Source organism: Streptomyces sp. NPDC056580 (assembly GCF_042793175.1).
GTDB lineage: Bacteria > Actinomycetota > Actinomycetes > Streptomycetales > Streptomycetaceae > Streptomyces.
Genome location: NZ_JBHTVE010000018.1, coordinates 51,103 through 75,741, shown reverse-complemented (window position 1 = coordinate 75,741; position 24,639 = coordinate 51,103). Strand labels below are relative to the sequence as shown.

Here is a 24,639-nt window from a genome sequence, read left to right as displayed (position 1 = left end):
GGCGAAGCGCGCCTGCACGCCGGGGATGTCAAGGAGTCTTGCCGGATAGCCAGGTCCGGTCCCGCACCGCGACATCTTGGTGGTGCAGTGGTTCGCCGCAGGAGGAGCGGACGACCTTGGCCTCGGGTGTCATGGCCGCAGGTGGTGTGGTGCATGACCACGGGGACGCCGTCGTCATCGGTCAGCCACCGGTCGCCCCAGGCGTTGATCGCGGCGAGGACGCCGAAGAAGTCCCGACCCTTGTCTGTCGGCAGGTACTCGTGACGGACCGGGTCGCTCTGGTAGGGGCGACGCTGCAGCAGCCCTCGGTTCCCACGCTTCCGTTCTCTTCCTCACCCTGGGCCACCCCGTGGCTGTATGGGGGCTGTTGGCGGGGAGGCTCCGCCGCCCCGTCGACGTCATCGGCTGGCAGGAGCCCGCCGCCCCGATGCCGCAGCGCGATCTCGCCCGCACCACGGGGATGGACGTCCCTGGAGTCGAGGGGCCGCCGACGATCTCCTGGCGTCCGACGACCCGCCGCGACCCCTCAGCCCGCAGCCCGCAGCCGAAAAGGAGTAGCCCATGCGTCTCATCCCGACCTCATGCGCGGAGATGGCCTCACCGGGGCGAGCGGAGAGGTGCAGCCGCTATGCAGGCCAGCCGAGCAACGCCGTGTCGACGATCTCATCGAGCTCAGCAGGACCGAGGCCGTTGGCGGCCTGCACTGCGATGCCGAAACCCATCGTCATGATGAACCGGGCAAGACGCCGAGGGTCGGCGTTGCGGGGAAGATCACCCTCGTTGACGGCGCGCCGGAAGCGCTCCTCGAGGCGAACCCCCGCGTCGTTGCGCCAGTCGACAAGAAGGTCGTGGACGGCCCGACTCTCGTCGCTCGACGCCAGCGCACCCTGCACGGTCAGGCACCCGGAGGGGCCGCCGGAAGGGGTCGTGGTGCGGACCGCTCCGCGGAGGAACGCCAAGGCCACGGCCCGTGCGGTGGGCTCCTCCAGGGCGCGCGTGGCGTAGGCGGCCGGCCCCGCGCCGTAGCGCTGGAGGGCCTTGCGGAACAACTGCTCCTTGTTGCCGAAGGCGGCGTACATGCTCGTCTTGGTGATCCCCATGGCGCCGGTCAGTTCAGCGAGGCTTGCACCTTCGTACCCGCGGGCCCAGAACACCTGCATCGCACGTTCCAGCGCCTGGTCGATGTCGAATTCTCGAGGCCGGCCCATGACGGCCCTACGGGAGTCACCCATGCCAGAAGCGTACCACTCGGTACAGATCCCCGCTGACCAGGAGTTTCATCCCCACAAGGCGGCGAAAACAGTTCAGTACCGATCGGTCTTGATGTGCTAGGGTTCTGCACCGACCGGTACTTAATTGATGGAAGGGAAGTCCGCGCCATGAAAACCGTTTCGCTCGGCAGCCTCGAGGTCTCGCGCATCGGTCTCGGAGCCATGGGAATGTCGGCGTTCTACACAGGCGCCGGCCAGTTCGACGACGAGTCGATCCGCACGATCCAGCGCGCTCTGGACCTCGGGGTCTCCCATATCGACACCGCTGAGGGGTACGGCCCTTTCATCAACGAGGGGCTGGTCGGCCGGGCCCTGCAGGGGCGCCGAGACGAGGTCGTGCTGGCGACCAAGTTCGGACTGATCTCTCACACAGGTGGCACGTCTCCGGACAGCACCCCGGCCAACATCCGCCTGGCCGTGGAGGGATCACTGAAGCGCCTGGGTACCGACTACATCGACCTCTACTACCAGCACCGGGTGGACCCCGGCACGCCCATCGAAGAGACCGTTGGCGCGCTGGCCGAACTGGTGGCCGAAGGCAAGATCCGCCACATCGGCCTGTCCGAGGCCAGCCCCGCCACGATCCGCCGCGCTCACGCCGTGCATCCGGTCACCGCGGTCCAATCCGAATACTCCCTGTGGACGCGCGACCCGGAGGCCGAGATCCTGCCTGTCCTGCGCGAACTGGGTATCGGCTTCGTGGCGTACTCCCCGCTCGGCCGCGGCTTCCTGACCGGCAGCATCCGCTCCCTGAACGATCTTGATCCCGACGACTGGCGCCGTACCAACCACCGCTTTGCCGACGGCAACCTGGAACGCAACCTGCGAATCGTCGACGAGGTCCGGGCCGTAGCCGCCGAGATCGACACCACGCCCGCGCAGGTCTCCTTGGCCTGGCTGCTCGCCCAGGGTGACGGCATCGCGCCCATCCCCGGCACCAAGCGAATCGCCCGGCTGGAGGAGAACGCCGCCGCCGACCACATCGAGCTCACTGCCAGCCACGTCGCCCGCCTGAACGACCTGCCCCGGGCCTCCGGCGAGCGCTACGACGCGGACAACATGGCCGCCATCAACCGCTGATCGAAGACGTACCCACCACGCACGCCGCGGGTCGGCATCCGGGCGAAGAGTGCCGCATTCCCAACGAGACTGTGCAACGCAGGTCACGCGTCTGGTGTGCGGGGTACTCTCGCTGGTCGTCGGCGGGTGTCCATGGTGAAGATCGTCTGACCTGTCGCCAGGGCCGTTGTCGGGTTCTGCTGCGCCGACCGCCGTGCCCCTCCTACGATCCCTGACCGGCCGGTGCCGGGAGAGCGTCAGGGAGGGCGTCGGGATGCTGGAGCTGGAGCGGATCACGGCTCGCCGGAATGGTCGCTCTGGGTCTCGGCGGCCCGGCCCGGACGGACCTCGGAGATCATCGCCTGTCGACACGACCAGCTCACCGCCGAGCTGCGAGCGGCCGGTCTCGGGGCGATCGCCGACCTGGGCTTCGCGGCCCCGACACCGGCCCCGCAGTGATCACCGGTTACAAGGCCGCCCGGAACCGGCCCCTGATACGAGGACAGAAGCTGTCGAACACCGCAGTGGCAGCGGTCCGGGCGCCGGTGGAGCACGGCTTCGCCCCCCTCAAAGACTGGCGCGTGCTCGGCAGAGTCCGCACCCTTGTGACGCCGGCGCCGCGGGGCGGTCCGACCTCCGGTGAGGGGTCCTCAGGAGCCGTACAGCGCTTCGATGTCCGCCGCGTACGCCTGCACGATCGCGGCGCGACGCAGCTTCAGCGACGGCGTCATGAGGCCGTTGGCCGTGCTGAACTCGTTCGGGATGATCCGGAACGCGCGGATCGCCTCCGCCTGGGAGACCGCCGCGTTCGCCATCGTCACGGCCCGCTGGATCTCGCCACGCAGTTCCTCGTTGATCGGCGCCTCCCCGGGCCGGGCGTGCTGCTGTGCGCGAAGCCGGCACCAGTGCTGGGACGCCTCGGGATCCAGGGTGATCAGCGCCGCGATGAAGGGACGGTCGTCGCCCACGACGAGGCACTGGGAGATCAGGGGATGTCTCAGCAGCCGCTCCTCGAGCACCCGGGGATTGACGCTCTTGCCGCCACTGGTGATGAGGATGTCCTTCTTGCGTCCGGTGATGACCAGGAAGCCGTCGTCGTCCAGCCGGCCCACGTCGCCCGTCGCGAACCACCCGTCGCGCAGCACCGACCCGGTGGCCGCCGGATCGCCGAGGTAGCCGGAGAAGACGACGTCGCCGCGTACCCAGATCTCCCCGTCCCGTGCCACGTGGACGGAGCAGCCGGGCAGGGGTCTGCCGACGGTCCCGAAGCGGGGCCGGCCCGGTGGCTGGCTGGTGACGGCGGCGGTCGTCTCGGTGAGCCCGTATCCGTCGTGGATGGTGACCCCGGCTCCGGCGAAGAACAGGCCGAGTTCCCGGTCGAGACTCGACCCGCCGGAGGTGGCGTACCGGACCCGGCCGCCGAGGACGGCCCGCAGCCGCCCGTACACCAGACGGTCGAAGACGGTGTGCGAGGCCTTCAGCAGCGGTCCGGGCCCCGAGCCCTCCCCCCTGTCCCGGCGCTCCAGTTCCTCGGCGTAGCGCACCGCGACGTCCACGGCCCGGTCGAAGAGCGCCTCCCGGCCGGCTGCTTCGGCCGAACGCCTGGCCGAATGGAAGATCTTCTCGAAGATGTACGGCACGGCGAAGACGTACGTCGGCCGGAACGACGCCAGGGCGGGCAGCAGCGCGGCGGGTGACAGGTCCGGCTGATGCCCCAGCCGGATGCCGCCGCGCATGCAGACGACCTGCACCATCAGACCGTAGATGTGGGAGAGGGGCAGGAAGGCCAGAACGGCCGGCTGCTCACCGGGCTCGGCGAGGACCTCCCGCCAGCCCGCGTTCAGGGTGTCGCATTCGGCCGCGAGACCGGCGTGGGTGATCAGGCAGCCCTTGGGGTGGGGGCCGGTGGTGCCGGAGGTGTAGGCGATGGTGGCGACCGAGCCCGGCTGCACTGCCCTGCGGTGCTGGTGCACCACGTCGTCGGGGATGCCCCAGCCCGCGTCCGCCAGCCACTGGACGCAGTTGGCGTCCAATTGCCATATCGCCCTCAGCAGCGGCAGCTGGTCGCACACCGCCCCCACGGTCATGGCATGGTCCTCGTGTTCCACCACGACGGCCACCACCTGCGCATCCGACAGGATCCAGCGGACCTGGTCCGCCGAGGAGGTGGGGTAGACGGGGACCACCTGGGCGCCGAGGGACCACAACGCGTAGCTGAAGAGCGTCCACTCGTAACGGGTGCGGGACATCACGGCGACGCGGTGACCGAACTGGATCCCGCCGGCCAGCAGCCCCTTGGCCAGCGCCAGGACCTCGTCGCGGAACTCGGCCGCGGTGACCGCACACCACCTCTGCTCGTCCAGGGGGTCGCGCCGCGCCAGCTGCTCCAGTTTCGGGTCGCGCTCCGCCACCTCGTACACCGAGTCCGCAAGGCCTCCCGCCGACAGGGTCTCCACCAGTGCCGGAAGGCTGAAGTCGCGCACGCTACCCCCATGATGAGCCGTTCACCGTGCCCGCCTCGCGGCGGGCAGGGGCGCAACATACCGGCCGTCGTCCTGGGAGCCTAGGTGCTGACCGCCAATTCTCGTTGCATCGGTGCGCGGTGTCCGGTGCCGGGGGTGCTCCCACGCCGTTCAGGCCGCGGGTGAGCGGTCGCAAGGCGGAGAGGCGCCCCCTCGCAAGGGGGTTTCGTGGGGCGTGCCCGGCAAGCGGCGAGGGGGGGTGCCGGCCCCGCAGGCTTAGCGGGTTCGTGACACGGGACGCGGGGGGGGACCCGCGCCGATCACGTTCGCAGTCCGCCCTGCCGTGGGGAGGTGCTCGCACGTGGCGGTGTCAGCCCTCCCGCGGGGCTCGCAGCTCGTCGGTACGGCGCGTGCCCGGCGGGCGAGGGCGAGCAGCCCGGCCATCGGGAACAGGGTCCACCGACGGCCGGCTGCTCGCCGTGCTCGGTGCGCATCCGCACCAGCGCCCAGCCCCGGCGGGACCGGCGTCCAGGGCGTCCGTGAAGTGCACGCTCAGTTCGGCGTCACCGAGACCGACAACGCCAAGTACCAGGCGGAGTGCAGCCACGACACCGAGAAGGCGAGCCCCGGCTCGTACGCGGTCACGCTGAAGACCGGCATCCGGGCCGAGCTCACCGCGACCGAGCGGCCAACGACCGGCTCGACTCCTTCTTCGCCTACGACCAGCTGGTGAAGGACCCCCGCGAAGACCGCCCGCGAGATCTGGGTGAACGGCCCGTACGACTACTACAACGCCGACAAGTACAACCCGCAGAACGAGCCCGGCCTCATCGCCCCGTACGCCTACCTCTCGACCGGGCAGCCCTGGAAGACCACCGACGTGGTGCACGCCGCCCTCACCCTGTTCACGGACACGCCGACCGGCATGACGGGCAACGACGACCTCGGCACCATGTCCGCCAGGAACGTACTGTCGTCGATCGGCGTCTTCCCGGTGCAGCCCGGCTACGACACCTGGGGCGTGTCCACGCCCGTCTTCGACCGTGTCGACCTCACCTTCGACCGCCGCTACTAGCCGCGCGGCTCGCTGACGGTGGCGGCGCCCGGCACCTCGGACGCACGCCGCTACATCCAGTCCGCCCGCGTCGACGGCTCCGCCTACGCACGGACGTACCTGACGACGGACGACCTGCGGAACACCCGCTCGCGCGCGTTCGCCGTCGGCGGCCGAGCCCTCCTCGTGGGGCACGGCCGCCGAGGCGGGGCCGCCCCCGCTGAACTGAACCGGCACCCGCCGCGACCCGGATCCGGCCGCTTCCGAGCGGCGGGATTCCGCCGGTCCGGGCCCCTGCCCCTGCCCCCCCGGCGCCGGCGTGGGCCGGGGGGCAGGGGTCCGGGCCGGCCTCAGCGGATCCCCGGCCGGCGGCGGACGCGGAGTACCATGCTGGGGTTGCTTCCGCGAACCACGCGTTCTGCATGGACGGCATCCCCATCGCCCCGCCCACCCCCCAAGGTCATGTCCCGCCGCACGTTCCCCCGTCCGTCGCCGGCCCGGGCCCGCCTGCGCGGCCGAGTGGAACGGCTGCCGCACGTGCTGTCCCCGCGGGGTGCGCTCTCGCTCCGCCGAGTGGACGGAGCCCTCCTCTTCGCCCTGCGCGCGGCGTTGGCCATGACCCTGCCGGTCCTGCCGCTGGTGCTGTCGGGGCGCCCCGCCCTGGCCGTCTTCCCCATGCTGGGCGCCTTCACCACGACATTCGGCCGCAACCTCCCCTATCCCCGCCGGGCGCGGGTGCTCGCCGTCGTCGCGCTCGCGATGACGGCCTGCGTCGGCGGCGGCTCCGCCGTCGCCGCGCTGACCGACGCGCAGACGAGTACCGCCGGTGCCATGACCGTGATCGTCGCGATGGCGGTGGTGGCCGGACTCGCGAAGTTCGCCTGCGACGCGACCGGCCTGGGCGGACTGGGCGCGGTGCTGCTGCTCCTGTCCTTCGCCGTCGCGGCCAACGGTTCGGACGTGGACCTCGGCGACGTCCTGCCCCACACGGCGCTGGCCGCGACGGGCGCCGTCGTCGCCTGGGCCCTGGCCCTGGCGGGCTGGCCGGTGCACCCCGACCGTCCGCAGCGCCTGGCGGTGGCCGCGGCCCTGCGCGACCTCGCCGGTCTCCTCGAAACGGGCGGGGGCGCGGACGGCGCCGGTCCGGCGCGGCACCGGGCGACCGCCGGCATCCTCCGCGCCTACCGGTCCCTCGGCCTGGCACCGTCGACGCCGGCGCGGCGCAACGCCGGGACGCCGGGGATCGAGGTGCGGCTGACCGACTGGGCCTGGACCCTGCTGATCACCTCCGTCCACCGGCGGTCGCCCGACGCCGCGACGGCGCGGCAGCTGCGCCGGCTGGCCCGCGCCCTCACGGCCCGGGGACGCCGTCCTCCCTTGTCGCTGCCCGTAGCCGTCCCGCGTTGTCCCGAGGCCGCCGCCACGGCCGCGCCGCCGGGCGGCGCACAGGGCGCCGCCCGTGCGTTCGAGCGTGTGGTGGCCGGGCCGGACAGCGGCCGGTCACCGGCGGAAACCGACGCCACCACCTGCCGTGCCGCCGAGCTGGCGGTGGGCACCCCGTCGGCCGGCCGGCACCGTCTCGCCGTCCACGTCGTGCCCGCCCTGCGCATGACGCTCGGCACGGGCGTGGCCGGCGCGGCGGCCGTCTTCCTCAGCTTCGGACACGGGTACTGGGCCGCTGTCTCCGCGGCCGCCGTGCTGCACTCGGTCAACATCCGCACCAGCGTCCAGCGTGCCGTCCAGCGCACGCTGGGCACCGTGACCGGGCTGCTCGTCTCGGCCGCGATCCTGGCCACGCATCCGGTGCCGACCGCCGCGGTGTTCCTCATCGTGCTCCTCGAGTTCCTCCTGGAATACGTCGTGGCGCGCAACTACGGCCTGGGCGTCGTCTTCATCACCCCGCTGGCGCTCCTGCTCAGCAACCTGACGTCCCCCACGTCCACCGGAACGCTCGTCTACGACCGCATGCTGGGCGGGGCCGTGGGCATCGCCATCGCCCTGGCGTGCGCACTGCTGGTGGTCCACGGCCGGGCGACGGAGCGGGTCCGCCGCGCCCTGGCGGCGTGCGCGCAGGCATCGGAACACGCCGAGCGAGCACTGGCCGGCCCCACCGAACCGCACCCGGAGGTACAGGCGCGGCTGGCCGCCGCGGTGGTGGAGCTTCGGGCGGCCGACGACGCCGCGGCAGGGGAGCTGCGCTCGGTGGGGATCGACCCCGCCGAGCTCGCGGAGGCCGAGCAGCGCGCCTACGGCCTCCTCCACCGCCTGCTGCGGCGCCACCCCCTGTGACACGGCGCCGGCTCCCCGGCCCGTCGTCCTCGCCGGTCGGCTCCGACGGCGTCGGTCCGCATCCTTGCTCGGACACGGCCCGGAGGCAAGGACCCGTAACGGCCCTCGCTTTTCGACCCCGGCCACCGCGACCGGGAACTGGACGAGATCGGCGCCGCCCGCGAACGCGCCGGTCAGGCCCTGGGCTTGTCCCACTGACCCGCAGGCCCACGGCGGTGGCGGCGCTGCATCTCAGAACCTCGGGCCGGGCCGGCTCGCCGCTCCCGCCGCCGCACCGCCGATTGCGTGCGCAGGATCGGGCGGGCGCTCGCCCCCCCGTCCCCGGCCGGCGGTGTCAGCCCACGTCCAGTGGTTCGGTCGGTCCGGCGTCGAGCTGGTGGTCGGCCCAGACACCCCGCCCCTCGGTGGTCGGGGTCAGGGCGTTGAGCACCGACTTGGGTGCCTTGTGGTCCTCAGGACCACAGTTTTCGTCCAGGTCCTTCAGCCGAAGTTGAAGTCGGGATCATTGGTCCAGCGGGTCAGGCGGATGAACGCGGTGACTTCACTGGTCGTCCTGGCCGCCGTCACGATGCAGCTGTCCGGTGATCTCAGACAACGCGCCATCACCGAGGCAGCCGAGATGACACGGAACACGTCGGCCGACTGATCGGGCCCGCCCCTGCGCTCTGCCCCCCGCACACGGGTCCCAGAATCTGCCGCCCACATCTGGCTCCCGATGGGTCCTTCGGGCCGGCCACCGACAGCGCGGTGCGTTCCCTCCGGTCGGCGCACGGGTTGTCCCCGGACGGCATCGTCGCGGCGCCCGCCGGTAGTCCGCACGGCGTGCCTTCGCCCTGGATGTCCCTAGCCGACCTCGAGGACCAGCTTGCCGCGAGTCTTACCGCTCTGACTCAGGCGGAACGCCTCAGCGGCCTCGGCCAGCGGCAGGGCACGGTCGATGTGGACCTTGAGCTTGCCCGCGTCGGCGAGTTCGGCGAGTTCGGCGAGGTCCGCGCTGTCGGGCCGCACCCAGACGTGGTGGCCGCCCCGCTGTGTCACGCCGGGGTCGACGATCGAGGCCAGTCGGCTGGGGTCCTTCAGCAGGTCCTGGGAGGCGGCGACCGCGTCACCGCCGACGTTGTCCACCGCGGCGTCGACGCCCTCCGGCGCGAGCTGCCGCACCCGGTCGATCAGGCGGTCGCCGTCCTCGTAGGTGACCGGTTCGGCGCCCAGGGAGCTCAGGTAGTCGTGATTGCGCTCGCTGGCAGTGCCGATCACGCGGGCTCCCATGGCCACGGCGATCTGCACGGCGAACGACCCCACACCGCCGGCTGCCGCGTGCACCAGGACCGTGTCGCCCTCGCTGACGCCCACCCGGCGCAGTGACTGCAAGGCCATCAGCCCCGCCAGAGGCACGCCGGCCGCCTGCCGCCAGTCCAGCGAGGCGGGCTTGCGCGCGAGGGTGCGCACCGGCGCGGCGACGAGCTCCGCGTAGGTGCCGTGCTGCACCTCGTCCTTGCGGACGTAGCCGAAGACCTCGTCGCCGACGGAGAACTCGGGGGTGTCCAGGCCGACGGCCTCCACGACGCCTGCGACGTCCCAGCCGGGCACGAGCGGGAAGTGGACGTACATGATCGGGTCGAGGTGCCCGGCGACGATCTTCCAGTCGACAGGGTTGACGCCGGCGGCCTTCACCCGGACGAGTACCTGGTCCGGGCTGACCTTGGGGTCATCGGTCTCCGCGAATTCAAGCGTTTCCGGACCGCCGTAGCGGTTGGTGATGATGGCTCGCATGACCGAAGTCAACAGGCCGGGGGCCGCGGTCCATCCACGGCTGGCCGCCCGGGCCGGTCCGTTCAACCCTGTTGGCGGCACCGCCGGCTGCGCTCCGGCCGACCGACCGCGTCTTCTCCGACCGACCCGCCCTGAGCTCCGTTGCCACCGCGCTCCCGGCAGACGCCGCCCAGGCCAGTGCCGGTCCAGACGCCACGGCAGGCTGCCTATGCCCCAACGGTGGCAAGGACACCGCCGCCCGAAGACGCCACCCGGCGCACCCGGCCCGTCCCGTCACGGGTACCGGCGTCCGGGCGGAGGACGCGCGCGAAGCGTGCCGCGGACATGGGTGTCCCCTTTCAGGGCGTGGTCTGTTCAATAGAGCGGGAAGGCCCAGCCGCCGGGGTACCAGGGTTCGCGTTCGCCGCGGAAGGCCGCCGAGGCTCGGGAAAGCGCACCACCCCGCAGTTCCTCGACGAGGCCAGCGGCCGCGAGGGCCGTCAGCGAAGTGCCGCCGAGGAAGACCGCGCCGAGTTCCGCCGCCCTCAGCCGCAGGTCGGCCGGAGCGGTCGTGGGCTCGCAGACGGCGTTCCCTGCTTCCGCCTGCAGCCGGTGGCGCCCGCTATTCCACGGGCAGAAGTCGTCCCACACGTCCAACACGAGGTCCAGCGGAAGGCTGTAACTCCGGCCGGCCAAGGCTCTGTCCACGTCGGCCAGCCGCAGCCACAGGCGGTCCACCGGCGCGGCCTGGACCGCCCGGGGTTCGACGAGCAGGTGGGGCAAGGGCTCGTCCACAGAGCCCTCGTAGTCGATCCGGCTCACCAGGTCGATGCCGGCGAGGAAGCGCCACAGCGCCGCATACGCCTGGCGCGAGCACGCCGCCAGTTCCACCACCTCCACCACTCCGGCACTGCCGCCGGACCCGTCCGGGGCGGAGCCGTGCCGGTACAACGCGTAGCCGGTGGCACGTCCGCCGTGGTCCTGGTGAACGGCGAACCGCAGCGAGGTCGCGCCGCCGCGCCGATGCGGATGGTCGGCGAGGCGCACTGCCCAGTGGGCCGTCCGCCGGTCAGGCCAGCCGACCGTAGTGGTGCGGACCCGGTCGTAGATCTCCTCAAGGAGGGGGCGGGCCTGGTCGGCGTGCTGCAGCCGGACGGTTCCGTCGCCGAAGTCGGTGTCCGGGCGGAACCCCATAGCGGGTCGGTCGCAGCGCATCCGGTTACCGACGGTCGCGGGGCCGTAGCCGTACCGTCCGTAGATGCCGGCCTCCGAGGGACGGAGCGCGGCGATCGCCTCTCGTCGCTGCTCGTGCAGGTCGGTCAGCTGGGCGCGCATCATCGAGGTGAGGATGCCGCGGCGGCGATGCGTCGGGGCCACGCCCACCGAGGCGATCCCCGCCACGGGCAGGACGCCACCGGGAACGGTCAGCATCCGGCTGTAGACGGAGGCCCCGCCAACCGGCTCGCCCTCGTCGAACACGGCCAGGGTGCGAGCGAGATCCGTTGCAGCTCGCTGATCAGCCAGCTCCTCCTCCGACCGATCCATGCCATAGGTGTCGGCAATCATGCGCGCCCAGGGAACGAACTCCTGCTCGCCAACGCAGCGAAGCTGGAACTGAGAAGTGGTCATCGGACATGTGTACAGCACATCTGACGGAGCTGATCGGCCTGGCTGCACGCAATTCGCCGTCGGTGCCGCCTGAACTCCTGCACAGTTCGATTCGTCCTCGGCGCCCCCGCCTCCGACATCGATGAACATCTGCTGTCCGTTCTCATGGACAAAGCCAGTGACGACCTTCCTCACGCGCGCACACGACGCCACCAGGAGGGTGGGACGAGGCTCGCACAGCGAGGACGCCGGCGGGCCTCTGAGGGCTTGACATCCTCGCCCGCCTAAAGGAGGGCGATTCCCGTCTGCCGCACCGTTGTCGGGTGCGGCTCCGGGCGGGTTCCCGCTTCGCCGCGCTGTGCGGGGACGGGTCCCCGTCCTACCTGCGCTCCACGGGCTGTCACGGCCAGTCCGGCCGCCGTGGCGACGTTGACCGCCGCGTTGATGTCCCGGTCCAGGACGGCCCCGCATGCACCGCAGATCCACTCTCGGACGTGGAGGGGCTTGGGGCCGTCCTTGACGCCGCACCGCGAGCACACCTGCGAGGTGGGCTCGAACCGGCCGATCTTCACGAAGGTGCGCCCGTACCGGGCGGCCTTGTACTCCAGCATGGTCACGAACGCCGACCATCCGGCGTCGTGCACGGACTTGGCCAGACGCGTGCGGGCGAGCCCTTTCACCGCCAGGTCCTCCACCGCGACCGCTTGGTTCTCGACGATCAGCTTGGTGGAGAGCCGGTGGTGGAACTCGCGGCGCGCGTCCGCGACCCGGACGTGTGCCCGGGCGACACGGATCCTGGCCTTGTCCCTGTTCTGGCTGCCTCTCTCCTTGCGGGACAGGGCCCGCTGCGCCTTCTTCAGGCGTTTCTCGGCCCGGCGCAGGAAGCGTGGGCTGTCGACCTTCCGGCCGTCCGAGAGGACCGCGAAGTGCCCGAGCCCCAGGTCGATGCCCAGTTCGGGCGTCGCCTTTGGCAGCACCTCTGATGTGCCGGTCTCGACGACGAAGCTCGCGAAGTACCGGCCCGCCGAGTCCTTGACCACGCTCACCGTGGACGGCGTCGAGGGCAGCGTCCGCGACCACTTCACCTTGAGATCGCCGATCTTCGGCAGGCGCAACTTCCCGCCCGCCGTGATCGACCAGCGGGCGTTCGCGGTGAACCGGACGGCCTGCCGGGTGTCCTTGCGGGACTTGTACCGGGGCGCGCCCACGCGCGGACGCTTGCCCTTCAGCGCGTCGAAGAAGTTCCGGTACGCCGCATCCAGGTCCCTCAGGGACTGCTGGAGTACGACCGCCGACACCTCGCCGAGCCACGCCCGCTCGGGCCGCTTCTTGGCCTCGGTGATCAGCGCCTTGGACAGGTCCCCGGTCTTCGGGAACGGCAGGCCCTGGCTGCGGGCGGTCTCCCGAGCCCTGAGAGCGTCGTTGTAGACCACCCGCGCACACCCGAACGCCCTCGCCAACGCCGTGCGCTGAGCGGTGTTCGGGTACAAGCGGAAGCTGTACCGAAGCTGCACGTGGCCCATGATATTCCCGCCCAAGGTCGCCGGTGTCCAGGCTGGTGAACTCCCTCAAGGGCGTGCCCTCCCGTAGGCTCCGCCAGGCGTTCCCCGATCTCGTCCGCCACTGCTGGCGGGCGCAACGCCCTTTGGTCCGGCCCGTACTTCGCCGGGTCGGTCGGCGGCGCGCCGCTCAGCATCCTGAAGCAGTACATCGAGCAGCAGAACCAGCCGCTCTGAGCTGGGCTGAGGTGACCAGCGCGCATCCGTGCCCGTAGCTGAGGTCAGAGCAGGCTAAAGATTCGCTTCACCACCGGGCTGAAGCCCGGTGCACTGCGAATAGACCCGGTAGCGGGTCAGGTGGTGGCGCTCTCCATGGCGGCCGCCGGGTAGGGCGCGACGCCGGAGCTCGAGGACCGGCCCAGCGCGCCCTGGGCGCGGTAGTTGGCGACGTCGTGGCTGAGCGAGCGGTTCAGCCGCGCGGGTCGTAGCGGCGGGTGGTGCGGGTGTCCTCGTGCCCTGGGGCGCTTCCTGGATCACGAAGCGGGGACCTCCGCTCTGAGCCTGGTGGAGATGATCGGTGCAGTTAGCCTGGCGGCATGTCCATCTCCTGGCGGTCCAGCGCCGCAGTGTTCGAGCAGATACTGGGTCGGCATGGCGTCGCTGCTGGTGCCTGCACCATGGAGGTGGCTTGGGCTGCCTTCGAGGAGTTCGTTCAGATGCCGGTCGAGGGCGTTGAAGGGTCCGAGGACGACGGGGACGGCTTCATCGTTGAGTGGGGCGTCTGGGACTGGACCGGCAACCGGCCCGCGCTGTCTCTTGGACGACTGCTGGCCATCAACGAGGACGGCGACCGGCAGGACCCGTACTGGCAGCCCCAGTACTGGAAGGTGGAGTTCCAGGCATGCTTCACCGAGGACCCCGCCTGGGCGGCCCTGCACAGCGGCGGTGGTGGAAACAGCGGCTTCGATCACGCTGCCATCGGCAAGCCCAGAGCCGACGCGCTCGCCGCCACACGCCGTTACATCGATCAGGACCCGCTTCTCAGCGCGATGTGGCGCTCCGCTCCGATCGACATCGAAGTCACACTCGACCCGGCAGAATAACTACACCTCCAGGTCACCTGACCGACCATACGAAGAAGCCGGCAACAGCAACTCCACCGGCCGCCGTTGCCGCGCTCGAACGAGACACTCCTCGAAGGCCTGGACGGCGAGCAACACCAGAACCACCCGCTCGTCGATGCCGCCCCGCCGACGGTGCGGGGGCCCTGGTCGTGTCCCACCGCGTCGACAGCGGCCGCCAGGAGCCGACGCGAGCCCCGGTGCCCCGGCCCCTCACCCGGGCGTGAGCGCGCACAGCGCGCGGTCCGGGGAGCGCAGCGCCCCGGGACACGCCCCGGCGGCGCGGCGGCCGGGCCGCGGCCCGCTGCTCCCAAGAGGGTTGGCTTTTCCGACCCTTGGTGTGGGGCTGCGCCCTGGCGCGCTCGTTGGCGCGGCGCCCGTGCTGCGCTGCTCCACGGGGCTGAGCCGCGCTCAAGCATCCCTTTCCGTGCCGGTGTCGTGCCGGGCAACACGGCTAGGCCGTGTCTCTTTGGTGGGCTCATCAGTTGATCGGACGTGCCTGTCCGGTTAGTGATCACTGATGCGATGTGGGATCGGATCGAGCCGCTGATGCCGGCCGATCCGGTTCGCGGACGGCGATGGGCCGATCACCGCCGCACGCTCGAGGCCATCGCGTGGAGGTACCGCACCAACTCGCCCTGGCGGGACCTCCCCGACAAGCTCGGCTCGTTCCAGACCGCTGGTGTGGTTATGGGTGGGGACTTTGCTGATGTCAGGTTGTGGGCGGGTAAACTGGACGCTGTGCATGAGCGGTTTCTGCACCGTTTCAGCAGGTCGGAGCCGCGGGAGTCGGCACTGGCTTATATGCGGGGCCTGATCGCTCCGCTGCAGCGGAAGAACGGCTGGACGCTGGCGGAGGAAGCCGGCCATGCGGGGCCGGACCGTATCCACCGGATGCTGAACCGGATCGAGTGGGACGCCGATGAGGTCCTCGAGGACGTGCGTGAGTACGTGGTCGACAACCTCGGCGACCCCGGTGCCATCCTGGTCGTGGACGACACGGGCTTCCACCAGGCGCGCTGCCCAACTTTCCCGATCACCGTCATGCCGACATGTTCGACTTGACGAACCGGTCAGCCGTCCGCTCCCAGTCGGCGGCGGAGGTGTTCCGGAAGCGGGTATGGGCGCTCGGCCGGCAACTGGCGCAGGGCGTCCTCCGTTCTTCCGTCGAGTACGGCGGAGTGAGTCGAGCGAGCCAATCCGGTGACGTCCGTCATGTCCACGATCCACTGGTCCACGTAACGGTCCACGGCCTCGCCGGACAGGCCGACCTGGATGGCACGCCACGGTTGCGCTTCCAGCTGGATCGACCGGTCCGGATCCCACTGCACCCGCACTGGGCAGCCGGCGACCTCCGCGCGCCACTGGTCCCGGTCCGCGTGCACACCGGAGCGGAAGTGACTCAGTGCCGCGTGCGCCAGCGCCCACTCGAACCCCACCCGGTCGATGTCGATGCGCAGGACGCGTTCCTGGTTGGGCTTCCGGGCCCAGCCGGAGCGGTACATCATCCACAGGAATGACGGTTTGATCCACGTCATGCGTTCGCGCTTGAACGGAGCCACGAACGTCCGAGTGCGCAGTGCTGGTTCGGTGATCTCCCGCGGATACGCCTGGTACACCGTGATCGTGGAATCGGTGTACGCCGCCCGCACGACCCGCCCCTGCTCCGCCTCTGTCATCGGCTGCCCGCCTCCGACGCCCAGGAGCCCGCCTTGTGGACCTCCGACCCCTCGACGTGTGCGGCGCCGGCCGTGTACAGCAGCCACAGCAGTTCCAGGGAGCCGAAGAAGGGCTCTCCCCAACTGTCCACCCAGACATGGACCCGCGCCGGGCCCACGGGGGTGACGTCCCAGAACTCCCAGCCGCGGGACTCCTCGTCCGTGTGGAACCGGTGGATCCAGTTCTGGAGGCGCCAGGGATTGGCTTTGCCGCTCTTGGCCAGGAAAGCGGCACGACCGTCCCGGGCGAATTCCTGCCGCGTCTCACCGTCCGGGGTGGAGATCTCCGTGAACCACTCCGGGAATTCACCCACCGGTAGGTCCTCGTCGTCGAACTCCGCCGTGCAGGCCAACTGGAGCACTACCGAAAGAACATCACGCACCCGCTGTGCATACGCCTCGGTGGAGCCTTCGGCGACATCGACGGTGAAGACGGCCAGAACCGGCGGAGCCGACTGGACCCCAGGCCGCTGCCGTACCCGCTCCAGTTCAGCGGTGACGCTCTCCTCGCTGTGGATCATGGTGCAATCCTACCCTTCCTGCACGACGCGGCCGGAGTTGCGGATGATCTCGGCACGCAGGCCGTCGAAGAGCTTGTTCGGGATTCCGTAGAGGTCCGGGCCCTTGGTCGGATCGGAGATCTCCGGGTATTCCTTGAGCAATTCCCTCCATTCCTGCCGGGTGAAGGCGTCACCGTCCGGGTGATCGTCCTTGTCCTGCGGCAGGGCGGATTCCCGGATCCAGTCCCGGTATTCCCTGGAAACGTCGAAGGAGACGATCTGGCCGCCGTCGCCCCGGTATTCGAGGGTGTGCCTGATGTCGTCGCTCATGTTTACATAAAGCTTGCTCTTGCCGGTAAGGGCCACCTCGCCGTTCTCACCGATGTGAATGCGCTGGCTCAGCGGGTGGTCGGTCTGCTTGCGGTAGACCGTGATCGCGTCCTCGTCGCAGGACGCGAGTCCCAGCGGGTCCATCCATGTGTGCGGATTGCGCACGTATGACGTGGGGTTGGGCGCGGGCGCCAGGCCCAGGGGGTCGGAGGTGAGGTAGCGGGCGGTTTCGGGGTCGTAGTGACGGAAGTAGTTGTAGTGCAGGCCGGTCTCGGGGTCGCTGTACTGGCCGGGGAAGCGGAGCGGGGTGTAGGTGGTGGCGTCGGTGTTCCAGGTGGTGGCGCCCCAGAGGGTGGTGCGGGTGCGCCAGGCGATGTCGCCGGGTTCGTCGACGAGTTCGCGGGGGGATCCGACGAGGTCGGTGACGATCGCGAAGAAGCGGGAGTCGGTCTCCGTCTGCGGGGTGTCGGCCGCGGTGATGCGCTCGGTCTGGGCGATGGGCTTCAGGCCCTGGTGGTCCCAGGTGAGGGTGACCGGGTTCGGCAGGCCGTCGGCCCGCGTCGTCTGCTCGCACAGCGTCGTGCCGTCCCAGGTGAAGTCGACGCGTTCGACGACCGTGTCGCCGTCGGGGCCGAGGCGGAGCTTCGCGGTGCGGCGGCCCAGCGGGTCATAGGTGTAGCGCCAGCGGGTGCCGTCCGGGGTGGTGACCTGGACGAGCCGGTCCTCCGTGTCCCACGCGTAGCGCCAGGTCTCCGGCTTGCGTGACAGCCGGGTCTTCTGGCGCAGGGTGATCCGGCCCAGAGCGTCGTGCTCGTAGCGGACGTGTCCGGCGCGGGTGATGCGAGTGCCGCTGTAGGTCCGGTCGCCGGTGGCCTCCTGGCCGGGGTGCGGGGCGGGCCAGGAGGCGTGCGTCTGGTTGCCGGCGGCGTCGTAGGCGTAGGTCTCGGTCCAGCCCTCGGCTGAACGGCGGTGACGCGGCCGACCGCGTCGAGGTCGAAGTGGCGCCGGCCGTTCAGCTGGTCGTCGAGGACGGCGAGATGGCCGTCGCCGCGGTAGGTGTAGGCGCGGCGCTGGAGGGTGCGGTCGTTCGGGCCGATGGCGGACTGGGTGACGAGTCGGCCCACGCGTCGTAGGTGCTGTTCAGGGTGAGGAAGTCGCCGATGTGCCGGGTGAGCTCGCGGCCCGCATCTTCGTATGCGATGTCGACGGTGCGACCGGAGGCGACCATGCGGCGGCCAGCCGCGTCGTCGACCATGTGGTCGTCGCGCCGGTGGGGGTCGTCCGTCGGTTGCGGCGACCCAACGCATCGTGAGTGCAGCTGAGTTGGCGGTCGTCCACGGTCTCTGAGCGGACGAGGCCGTACCGGTCGCGGTCGATGGCCAGACGGGTGCGGTCGGAGCCGGTGGCCTCGGTGAGCCGGCCGTTCCCGTCATAGGCGAAGGTGGCGATCCGGCCGGCGGCGTCCTTGCGGAGGATCTGGCCCAGCGAGTCCGCTGGACGTCACCACCGCGGCGTCGCACCAGCCTTCGGTGCAGCGGCGGGGCGCTTCGTCGTTCCTACGGGCAGTGCTCCTCGAACTTCACCGCGTCCAGCGTGACCGGCTGGCCGTTCAGCTTCGTCCCGGCCGCAGGCTTCTGCGTGCACACCTGCCAGTTGGACTCCATCAAGACCCACCGGCTGGCGCCCGTCGCGTCGTTCACGGTGATCGACGTGCTGCTGTCGAGGGTCTGGCGGGCGGCCTTCACGCTCTTGCCGCGGAAGTCGGGCATCGTCCCACCGGCCGCTGACGGCTCCTTCTGGTCGTGGGCGGGGCAGGTCTCGTCGAGCTTGACGGCGCCGAAGTCCAGCTCGGTGTCCGTCGGCACGACCTTCCCGGCCTTGATGTTCTGGCTGCAGACTTGCCAGTTGCGGTCGAACGCCTGGAAGCGGGCTCGGCCAGTCGCGTCGTGGGACTTCAAAACGTAGAAGCCCTGCTTCTGCGCGGCGTCCTGCGCGGACTGCAACCCCATGCCGACGAAGTTCGGCACGGACTTCTTCTCTCCGGCCGGTTTGCTGTCCTTCGTTGGCGCGGCACTCGCGCTTGTCGCCGACGGCGCGCTGCCGCTCGGCTTGGCCGCGTCCGCTGGCTGGCAGGCGACGACGCCTGCGCCGGCTGCGCAGAGCAGGACGGCGCTGATGATGTGGCTACGCATGGATCCCCCCATGGTGGTGCTGCTGCAGGCGGAACACGGTAAGCCAGATGTGGTTGTGGGGTGAACCTTGTTGCCGGGCTGTGACCAGAGCAGAGGGGCATCCCCCGACCCCCGGCCGCTGTCACGCCACCGGTCCAGCGGAGCGGCCACAACGGGGGTGTCAGCGGGCCACGGCTAAACCGGGGGGTGACCTGCACAGGGGACGCTCCTGGTCGCCCACGGCGTGCGGTCACACGGCCTGGACGCGGGCCAGCTGCCGCAGTTCAAAGCGCGCCGGGGACACCGAGGACGCTGACTCCCAGTAGGAATGCCACCACAGTCGTACGGACAGGAGCAGCATGTGGCGCTGCAGGACGGTGGTGTCGCGGGGGCGGGGCGCGGCAAGCGCGTCATGGGTGGGGTTCCACGCGGCTTGTATCTGCACCAGGTCTGCCCCCGCGAACGGCACCCAGTGTGACCGGCGGGCTCCGGTGATCGAGGCGTGCCGCCGATTCGACTTCTGTACAAGTGTCTGACTATTCTGGACACCTGTACAAGAATGACGAGGGGGGTCCGCTGATCATGGAGATCATGTCGGAGGTGCTGGTCGGCCTGGTGGCCGCGCTGCACGCGTACATCCTGGTACTGGAGATGTTCCTGTGGCAGGAGAAGCCGGGGCGAGGGCTGCACGGGTTCGGTCCGGAGCTGGCCCGGCAGACCGCCCCGATGGCCGCCAACCAGGGCCTGTACAACGGCTTCCTGGCGGCGGGCCTGGTGTGGGGGCTGGTCGCGGCGGACCCGACCGCGTTCGCGGCGCGGGTGTTCTTCCTGTCCTGTGTGGTGGTGGCGGGCGTGTTCGGCGCGGTCACGGCCAACCGGCGCATCCTGTTCGCCCAGGCGCTGCCGGGTGCGGTGGCCCTGGCCGCTGTCCTCGCCGCGCGATGAGCCGGGCGCCGCAGGCGGACCCGAGGGCGGCGCGCACCCGCGCCCGGCTGCGCGCGGCCCTGCTTGCGGAGTGCGCCGAACGCCCGCTGGAGGAGGTGGGCGTGGCGGCGCTGGTGCGCCGGGCGGGGGTCGCGCGCGCCACGTTCTACGGGCACTACGACGGCCTGGAGGCGCTGGCGGTCGACGCCTGCGCCGACGTCGTGCGACAGGCGGTCGACGCGCTGCACGCCTGGCGGGGCCGGCCCGACCCTGTGCACGCCCCGCCCGCCCTGCACGCGTTCTTCGCGGGCCTCGCCCCGCACGCGGCCCTGTACCGGTCGCTGCTCGCGCCGGGGGGCGGCGGTCCGCTCGGCCGGGTGTTGCACCGGGACCTGCGCGCCCGCAGCCTGGCCGAGCGGGAACTGGCGGGCGCGCCGGACGCCCCGCTGGTCGCCTCGGCGGTGGCGGCGACCTTCGCGGGCGTCCTGGCCGACTGGCTGCACGGCCTGCTGACGGCCTCCCCCGCCGAAGTGACCGACCAGGTCTGGCAGTTGCTCGTGGCCCTGCACCGCAGTCGCTGAGCGGCCGGCCGCAGCTGCCGTCGCACTTCGCGGCGATGCGGCGATGGCAGCCGGTGCCGCGGCCACCGCGAGCACGCGACGTCATTCCGATTTCCCGTCCTCGGCGGGCGTGCCGCACGCCTTGCAGAACCGGTTGCCCGTCTCGTTCTCGGTGTTTCAGCGTCATGGTTCTCCGCTACAGGGGTGGACAGTGACGGGTCCGGAGGACCCACGCCGTCGGCGCAGAAGCACCAGGTCCACTGGGAGGCGCCCGAGTTGGCGGCCGGGCTGCCTTCGCCCGCCTTATGGACACCCCTCATGGGGCCGTGCTCTCATGCTGGGTGCGTGATTTACATCGTTGGAAGAGTGCGCGGCTCGTTCTGACGAGGCCGCACGCTCTTGCCGCTTCTGCACCTCGCCCTCCGGGGAACAGACGCCCCTGCGCGGCGCCGTCGGCGTCACGGCGTGCGCGGGGCGGCCGAGCCCCCGGCCGACAGGAAGAACGGAGTCGCGTATGCCAGCCATATGGACGAGGCGTCGGCTGAGATCAGCACGGCGGCTTTTGGGAGGTGCCGTCGCCCTCGTCACGACCGCCGGGACGGCAGTGGCCCACACCGGTGCGGCGGCGGCCGAAGTCGCCGCGCGGGCACCCGTCCCGACCGTCTCGTCAGGGGACGCCCGTTTCCAGATTCTCTCGCCGACCCTGATCCGCACCGAGTACGCGGGAGACCGAAGGTTCACCGACGACCCGACGTTCAACGCCATCGGCCGTGAGAGCTTCGCGCCGGCGGCCTACACCGCCACCACGTCCGACGGCTGGCTCACGATCAGGACGAGCGCCATGAGGGTGCGCTACCGGGTGGGCTCCGGTGCGTTCGACGCCGAGAATCTGTCCGTCCAGCTCACAGCGGGCGGTACACCGGTGACCGCCACCCCGTGGCACCGCCTGACCTGCTCCGTCGGCGCGTTGTGCGAGGCCGAGAGCCTGCGGCTCAGCGGCGCCTCCGTGGCCTCCGACCACAGCGGCCACACCGGCACCGGCTTCGCGGCGGGCTTCGAGGGAACCGGCGCCTCGGTGTCCGCTGACATCGATGTCAAGCAGGCCGGCGCCTACCAGCTGGGCCTGAAGTACGCCAACTCGCGCGCCGGTGACGGCCAGACCAAGACCCGCACGCTGACGCTGAGCGTGGACGGCGGCGCGCGGCAGACGGTGAGCCTGCCGACCACGGCCGACTGGAACACCTGGGGCCTGGTCACCGAGAGTCTGCAACTCGGCGCGGGACACCACACCGTCGCACTGACCCGGACCACCGCGGACTCCGGTGACGTCAACCTGGACAGCCTGGCGCTCGTACGGCCCGGCGATGCCTACCCGCTGCCCTCGGCCACCGCGATCCCCGACTGCCGTTTCGGCGTGAGCTGTGAGGCGGAGGCCGCGCGGATCAGCGGCACGGCGGTCGGCGCCACGGACCACGCGGGGTTCGCGGGCACCGGGTTCGTCGCCGAACTCAACCAGGGAGCGAGTCTGTCGGCCCATGTGGTCGGTGTGCCCGCCGACGGCGTCTACACCCTCCGGGTGCGTTACGCCAACGGCGCCGGCGGCGACGGCCGGCACGAGAGCCGCACCGCCACCGTCAGGGCCAGCGGCGCCACCGGCACCCTGACCCTCCCGGCGACGAAGGACTGGGACGACTGGCAGACGGCGTCGGTGCCCGTGACTCTCAAGGCGGGCGCCGATGACATCACCCTCGGCTGCCCGGAAACGGCGAGCTGCCACGTCAACGCCGACACCCTTTCGGTGGCCGGCCCGGAGGCGGCCGCGCCCCCGCCGCACCTCGCGCTCGGCGGGTACCGCCGGGGCCTGGACGGAGTGAACGGCAACGCGCCCGTCGTGACCACACCCGGCCTGCTCAACAAGGACGGGTGGTATCTCCTGGACGACACGCCGTCAGCCCTGTACGACACAGCGCGGCGGAAGGTCACCCAGCGCCCCGAGCACGGCGGCGCCGCCTACCAGGACGGCTACGTCTTCGGGTTCGGACACGACTACAAGCGGGCGCTGGCGGACCTGGCCACCCTGACCGGACCGCCCGCGCTGCTGCCCCGATGGGCCTACGGCATCTGGTACTCCGAGTACATCGACCGCACCGCGGCCGACTACCGGGACAGGATCCTGCCCGCCTTCCGGTCCGAGGGCGTTCCGCTGGACGTCCTGGTCACCGACACGGACTTCAAAGCGGTGAACGACTGGAGCGGCTGGGAGATGGATCCCGCCCGGTTCCCCGATCCCAAGGGCTTCTTCGACTGGTCGTCCGCCCAGGGACTGCACAACTCGCTCAACGTGCATCCCAGCATCCTCGCCTCCGACCCCCAGTTCGCCCAGGCGCAGGCCACGGCCAAGGGCAAGCTGACGAAGGGGGGCTGTGCCTCGGGGGCCAGTGTCCAGGACAACTGCTACACCTTCGACTTCGGCGACCCCGACCAACTCAAGGCGTACATGGACCTGCACCGGACGATGGATCAGCAGGGCAACGACCTCTGGTGGCTGGACTGGTGCTGCGACGCGTCGCAGTCCTCGCTGCCGGGCGTGACCCCGGACGCCTGGATCAACCAGCAGTACGCGGCCGCCGGCCCCGGCGAGCGGGGCTTCGTCCTCTCCCGGGCCTACGGCTCGCTGCAGGCCGGCGGGTACAGCGGCCAGCAGGCGCTGCCGACCGGGCCGTGGGCGGACAAGCGCACGACCGTCCATTTCACCGGCGACACGGCCTCCACGTGGAGCGTCCTCAGGCAGGAGGTCGGTTACACGCCGGGCGAGTCCGCCGCGACCGGGATGGCCGCCATCACCCACGACATCGGCGGCCACAACGACACGACGGGACTGGCCGGTTCGGAGACCTACACGGACGGCGGCAGGCTCCGCACCACGTACAAGCTGCCCGACGACCTGTACGCGCGCTGGGTCCAGTTCGGCGCGTTCCAGCCGATCGACCGCCTGCACAGCAATCACAGCGACAGGCTGCCCTGGCAGTACGGGACGGCGGCCCGGCAGTCGGCCGACAAGTTCCTCAACCTCCGCGAGAGGCTGGTGCCCTACACCTACTCCCTCGCCGAGGAGGCGCACCGCACCGGCGTACCGATCGTCCGTCCCGCCTATCTCGAGTACCCGGACGAGCCGCAGGCGTACGCCGTGGCGAACAGCGAGTACTTCTACGGCCCCGACGTGCTGGTCGCCCCGGTGACGACGCCGGGTGAGTCCGCGACCACGCCGGTGTGGTTCCCGCCGGGCCGGTGGACCGACTACTTCACCGGCAGGACCTATGTCGGCGGAACCACTCACGACATCACCACCGGCCTCGACTCCATGCCGGTGTTCGTCAGGGCCGGCGGCATCCTGCCCACGCGCACGCACGACGTGGCCCACGACGACCGCAGCCCCCTGACCGACGTCACGCTGACCGTCTCCACCGGCGCCTCGGGCTCGTACCGCCTGTACGAGGACAACGGGACCAGCGCGCGCAAGAGCGCCACGACGACGATCCGGTACCGGGAGACCGGATCGCGCCACAGCGTGACGATCAGCCCGGTGAAGGGGTCGTTCCCGGGGCAGGTCGACAAGCGCCGGTGGACGCTGACGTTCCTGGGGGGCGAGGCGCCCGCCGGGGTGTCCGCCGACGGAATCGAGCTCTCCCCCGACGCCTACCACTGGGACGGCGGCAGAGGAGCGTTGACCATCACCCTGCCCCGGCACGACACGCACACCCCTGTCACCGTCACCTACCAGTAGGACGGCACGGACAGCCCCGACTGCGACCGCCCCGCGGACCGGCGCGCCTGCTGAAGTAGCGGCCGTCATACGCGGACTACCACCGGCCTCCGGACAGGGCGCAGCGTTGGCCCTGCTCGGAGGCGGTGACCGCTTCGGCCTTGAGGACCTCGGCACGGGTGTTGCAGCCGTCCTTGTCGGCGTCGATCCAGTGCTTGAACTGGGAGCGGTCGTAGCCGGTGCGGTCCTTCTCGCGCACCGGCAGCTGTGCGAGGGCGTCGCGCACGGGGAGGGTGACCGTCTCCCCCGGCGCGCGCACCTGCCGTGCGGCTGTCGCGGCACTGCGCGCGGCCGGTGTGTGGGCGGCGGTGGCCGCGTGGGCGGCGGTGGCCGCGTGGGCGGCGGTGGCCGCGTGGGCGGCGGTGGCCGCGTGGGCGGCGGTGGCCGCGTGGGCGGTGGTGGCCGCGTGGGCGGTGGTGGGGACGAGGAGGGCGGCGAAAGCGACGGCTGCGGTGCGGGCAAGGCGCATGGAGCGGCGGTCCCTTCGCAAATCCGCCT

General features: G+C 71.0%; 18 protein-coding genes and 6 pseudogenes. 12 read left to right on the top strand and 12 right to left on the bottom strand.

Features of this window, described 5'->3' with window-relative positions; all coding sequences use genetic code 11:
* Nucleotides 1–626: 626 nt before the first annotated feature.
* Entirely contained in the window at nucleotides 627–1,232 is a 606-nt protein-coding gene (locus ACFQ9Z_RS33110; RefSeq protein WP_383028252.1) for a TetR/AcrR family transcriptional regulator, read from the bottom strand.
* Between the two features lie 147 nt (nucleotides 1,233–1,379).
* Here ACFQ9Z_RS33110 and ACFQ9Z_RS33105 point away from each other — a divergent pair, with 147 nt between their 5' ends.
* Nucleotides 1,380–2,351, top strand: coding sequence for an aldo/keto reductase (locus ACFQ9Z_RS33105; RefSeq protein ID WP_383028248.1), 972 nt, complete (start codon nucleotides 1,380–1,382; stop codon nucleotides 2,349–2,351).
* 629 nt (nucleotides 2,352–2,980) lie between these two features.
* On the opposite strand, the gene ACFQ9Z_RS33100 is transcribed toward ACFQ9Z_RS33105, so the two are convergent.
* Nucleotides 2,981–4,813 (bottom strand): AMP-dependent synthetase/ligase, encoded by a 1,833-nt coding sequence (locus tag ACFQ9Z_RS33100; protein ID WP_383028241.1) that lies wholly within the window; start codon nucleotides 4,811–4,813, stop codon nucleotides 2,981–2,983.
* Nucleotides 4,814–5,135: 322 nt separating this feature from the next.
* Here ACFQ9Z_RS33100 and ACFQ9Z_RS33095 point away from each other — a divergent pair, with 322 nt between their 5' ends.
* The 3 genes and pseudogenes from ACFQ9Z_RS33095 (at nucleotide 5,136) to ACFQ9Z_RS33085 (ending at nucleotide 8,135) form a co-directional block, all read left to right on the top strand.
* A complete protein-coding gene (locus ACFQ9Z_RS33095) occupies nucleotides 5,136–5,525 on the top strand; it encodes a hypothetical protein (protein WP_383028238.1) in 390 nt (129 codons plus the stop codon).
* Nucleotides 5,477–6,075: pseudogene (locus ACFQ9Z_RS33090) on the top strand (glycoside hydrolase domain-containing protein); the annotation flags it as partial. The gene ACFQ9Z_RS33095 and the pseudogene ACFQ9Z_RS33090, both read left to right, overlap by 49 nt.
* A gap of 233 nt (nucleotides 6,076–6,308) precedes the next feature.
* Nucleotides 6,309–8,135 carry an FUSC family protein gene (locus tag ACFQ9Z_RS33085; protein ID WP_383028235.1) on the top strand — a complete coding sequence of 609 codons (1,827 nt, stop codon included), beginning with the start codon at nucleotides 6,309–6,311 and terminating at the stop codon, nucleotides 8,133–8,135.
* 480 nt (nucleotides 8,136–8,615) lie between these two features.
* On the opposite strand, the gene ACFQ9Z_RS33080 is transcribed toward ACFQ9Z_RS33085, so the two are convergent.
* Nucleotides 8,616–8,768, bottom strand: coding sequence for a hypothetical protein (locus ACFQ9Z_RS33080; protein ID WP_383028230.1), 153 nt, complete (start codon nucleotides 8,766–8,768; stop codon nucleotides 8,616–8,618).
* A 9-nt stretch (nucleotides 8,769–8,777) separates the two neighbouring features.
* On the opposite strand from ACFQ9Z_RS33080, the pseudogene ACFQ9Z_RS33075 reads away from it, so the two are divergent.
* Nucleotides 8,778–8,918, top strand: a pseudogene (locus ACFQ9Z_RS33075) (peptidoglycan-binding protein); the annotation flags it as partial.
* A 60-nt stretch (nucleotides 8,919–8,978) separates the two neighbouring features.
* Here ACFQ9Z_RS33075 and ACFQ9Z_RS33070 read toward each other — a convergent pair.
* From ACFQ9Z_RS33070 to ACFQ9Z_RS33060, 3 genes are all read right to left on the bottom strand, one after another.
* Nucleotides 8,979–9,908, bottom strand: coding sequence for an NADP-dependent oxidoreductase (locus ACFQ9Z_RS33070; RefSeq protein WP_383028227.1), 930 nt, complete (start codon nucleotides 9,906–9,908; stop codon nucleotides 8,979–8,981).
* Between the two features lie 354 nt (nucleotides 9,909–10,262).
* Nucleotides 10,263–11,690: a GNAT family N-acetyltransferase gene (locus ACFQ9Z_RS33065; protein WP_383028223.1), complete on the bottom strand. Its 1,428-nt coding sequence runs from the start codon at nucleotides 11,688–11,690 to the stop codon at nucleotides 10,263–10,265.
* Between the two features lie 89 nt (nucleotides 11,691–11,779).
* Entirely contained in the window at nucleotides 11,780–13,009 is a 1,230-nt protein-coding gene (locus ACFQ9Z_RS33060; protein ID WP_383028220.1) for an RNA-guided endonuclease InsQ/TnpB family protein, read from the bottom strand.
* 35 nt (nucleotides 13,010–13,044) lie between these two features.
* Between ACFQ9Z_RS33060 and ACFQ9Z_RS33055 the strand changes: the two are divergent.
* From ACFQ9Z_RS33055 to ACFQ9Z_RS33040, 4 genes and pseudogenes are all read left to right on the top strand, one after another.
* A pseudogene (locus ACFQ9Z_RS33055) lies at nucleotides 13,045–13,231 on the top strand (transposase); the annotation flags it as partial.
* Between the two features lie 359 nt (nucleotides 13,232–13,590).
* Entirely contained in the window at nucleotides 13,591–14,097 is a 507-nt protein-coding gene (locus ACFQ9Z_RS33050; protein ID WP_383028215.1) for a hypothetical protein, read from the top strand.
* Between the two features lie 543 nt (nucleotides 14,098–14,640).
* Nucleotides 14,641–14,784 (top strand): annotated as a pseudogene (locus ACFQ9Z_RS33045) (transposase); the annotation flags it as partial.
* 21 nt (nucleotides 14,785–14,805) lie between these two features.
* Nucleotides 14,806–15,123: pseudogene (locus ACFQ9Z_RS33040) on the top strand (transposase); the annotation flags it as partial.
* Between the two features lie 65 nt (nucleotides 15,124–15,188).
* Here ACFQ9Z_RS33040 and ACFQ9Z_RS33035 read toward each other — a convergent pair.
* The 5 genes and pseudogenes from ACFQ9Z_RS33035 to ACFQ9Z_RS33015 all read right to left on the bottom strand — a co-directional run bounded on the left by ACFQ9Z_RS33035 (nucleotide 15,189) and on the right by ACFQ9Z_RS33015 (nucleotide 19,279).
* Complete coding sequence (locus ACFQ9Z_RS33035; protein WP_383028212.1) at nucleotides 15,189–15,794, bottom strand: DUF4291 domain-containing protein; 606 nt, start codon at nucleotides 15,792–15,794, stop codon at nucleotides 15,189–15,191.
* Nucleotides 15,791–16,354: a hypothetical protein gene (locus tag ACFQ9Z_RS33030; RefSeq protein WP_383028209.1), complete on the bottom strand. Its 564-nt coding sequence runs from the start codon at nucleotides 16,352–16,354 to the stop codon at nucleotides 15,791–15,793. The genes ACFQ9Z_RS33035 and ACFQ9Z_RS33030 overlap by 4 nt, the downstream gene beginning before the upstream one ends.
* A 9-nt stretch (nucleotides 16,355–16,363) precedes the next feature.
* Nucleotides 16,364–18,154 (bottom strand): annotated as a pseudogene (locus ACFQ9Z_RS33025) (RHS repeat domain-containing protein); the annotation flags it as partial.
* A 65-nt stretch (nucleotides 18,155–18,219) separates the two neighbouring features.
* Nucleotides 18,220–18,867 carry a PASTA domain-containing protein gene (locus ACFQ9Z_RS33020; RefSeq protein ID WP_383028202.1) on the bottom strand — a complete coding sequence of 216 codons (648 nt, stop codon included), beginning with the start codon at nucleotides 18,865–18,867 and terminating at the stop codon, nucleotides 18,220–18,222.
* A gap of 217 nt (nucleotides 18,868–19,084) precedes the next feature.
* Entirely contained in the window at nucleotides 19,085–19,279 is a 195-nt protein-coding gene (locus ACFQ9Z_RS33015) for a hypothetical protein (RefSeq protein ID WP_383028199.1), read from the bottom strand.
* A gap of 137 nt (nucleotides 19,280–19,416) precedes the next feature.
* Here ACFQ9Z_RS33015 and ACFQ9Z_RS33010 point away from each other — a divergent pair, with 137 nt between their 5' ends.
* The 3 genes from ACFQ9Z_RS33010 (at nucleotide 19,417) to ACFQ9Z_RS33000 (ending at nucleotide 24,102) form a co-directional block, all read left to right on the top strand.
* Entirely contained in the window at nucleotides 19,417–19,779 is a 363-nt protein-coding gene (locus ACFQ9Z_RS33010; RefSeq protein WP_383028492.1) for a DUF1304 domain-containing protein, read from the top strand.
* On the top strand, nucleotides 19,776–20,339 hold the full coding sequence (locus tag ACFQ9Z_RS33005; RefSeq protein ID WP_383028195.1) for a TetR/AcrR family transcriptional regulator: 564 nt from the start codon (nucleotides 19,776–19,778) through the stop codon (nucleotides 20,337–20,339). Before ACFQ9Z_RS33010 ends, ACFQ9Z_RS33005 begins: the two co-directional genes overlap by 4 nt.
* Nucleotides 20,340–20,832: 493 nt before the next feature.
* Nucleotides 20,833–24,102 carry a TIM-barrel domain-containing protein gene (locus ACFQ9Z_RS33000; RefSeq protein ID WP_383028190.1) on the top strand — a complete coding sequence of 1,090 codons (3,270 nt, stop codon included), beginning with the start codon at nucleotides 20,833–20,835 and terminating at the stop codon, nucleotides 24,100–24,102.
* 76 nt (nucleotides 24,103–24,178) lie between these two features.
* On the opposite strand, the gene ACFQ9Z_RS32995 is transcribed toward ACFQ9Z_RS33000, so the two are convergent.
* Complete coding sequence (locus ACFQ9Z_RS32995) at nucleotides 24,179–24,610, bottom strand: hypothetical protein (RefSeq protein ID WP_383028185.1); 432 nt, start codon at nucleotides 24,608–24,610, stop codon at nucleotides 24,179–24,181.
* Nucleotides 24,611–24,639: the final 29 nt, after the last annotated feature.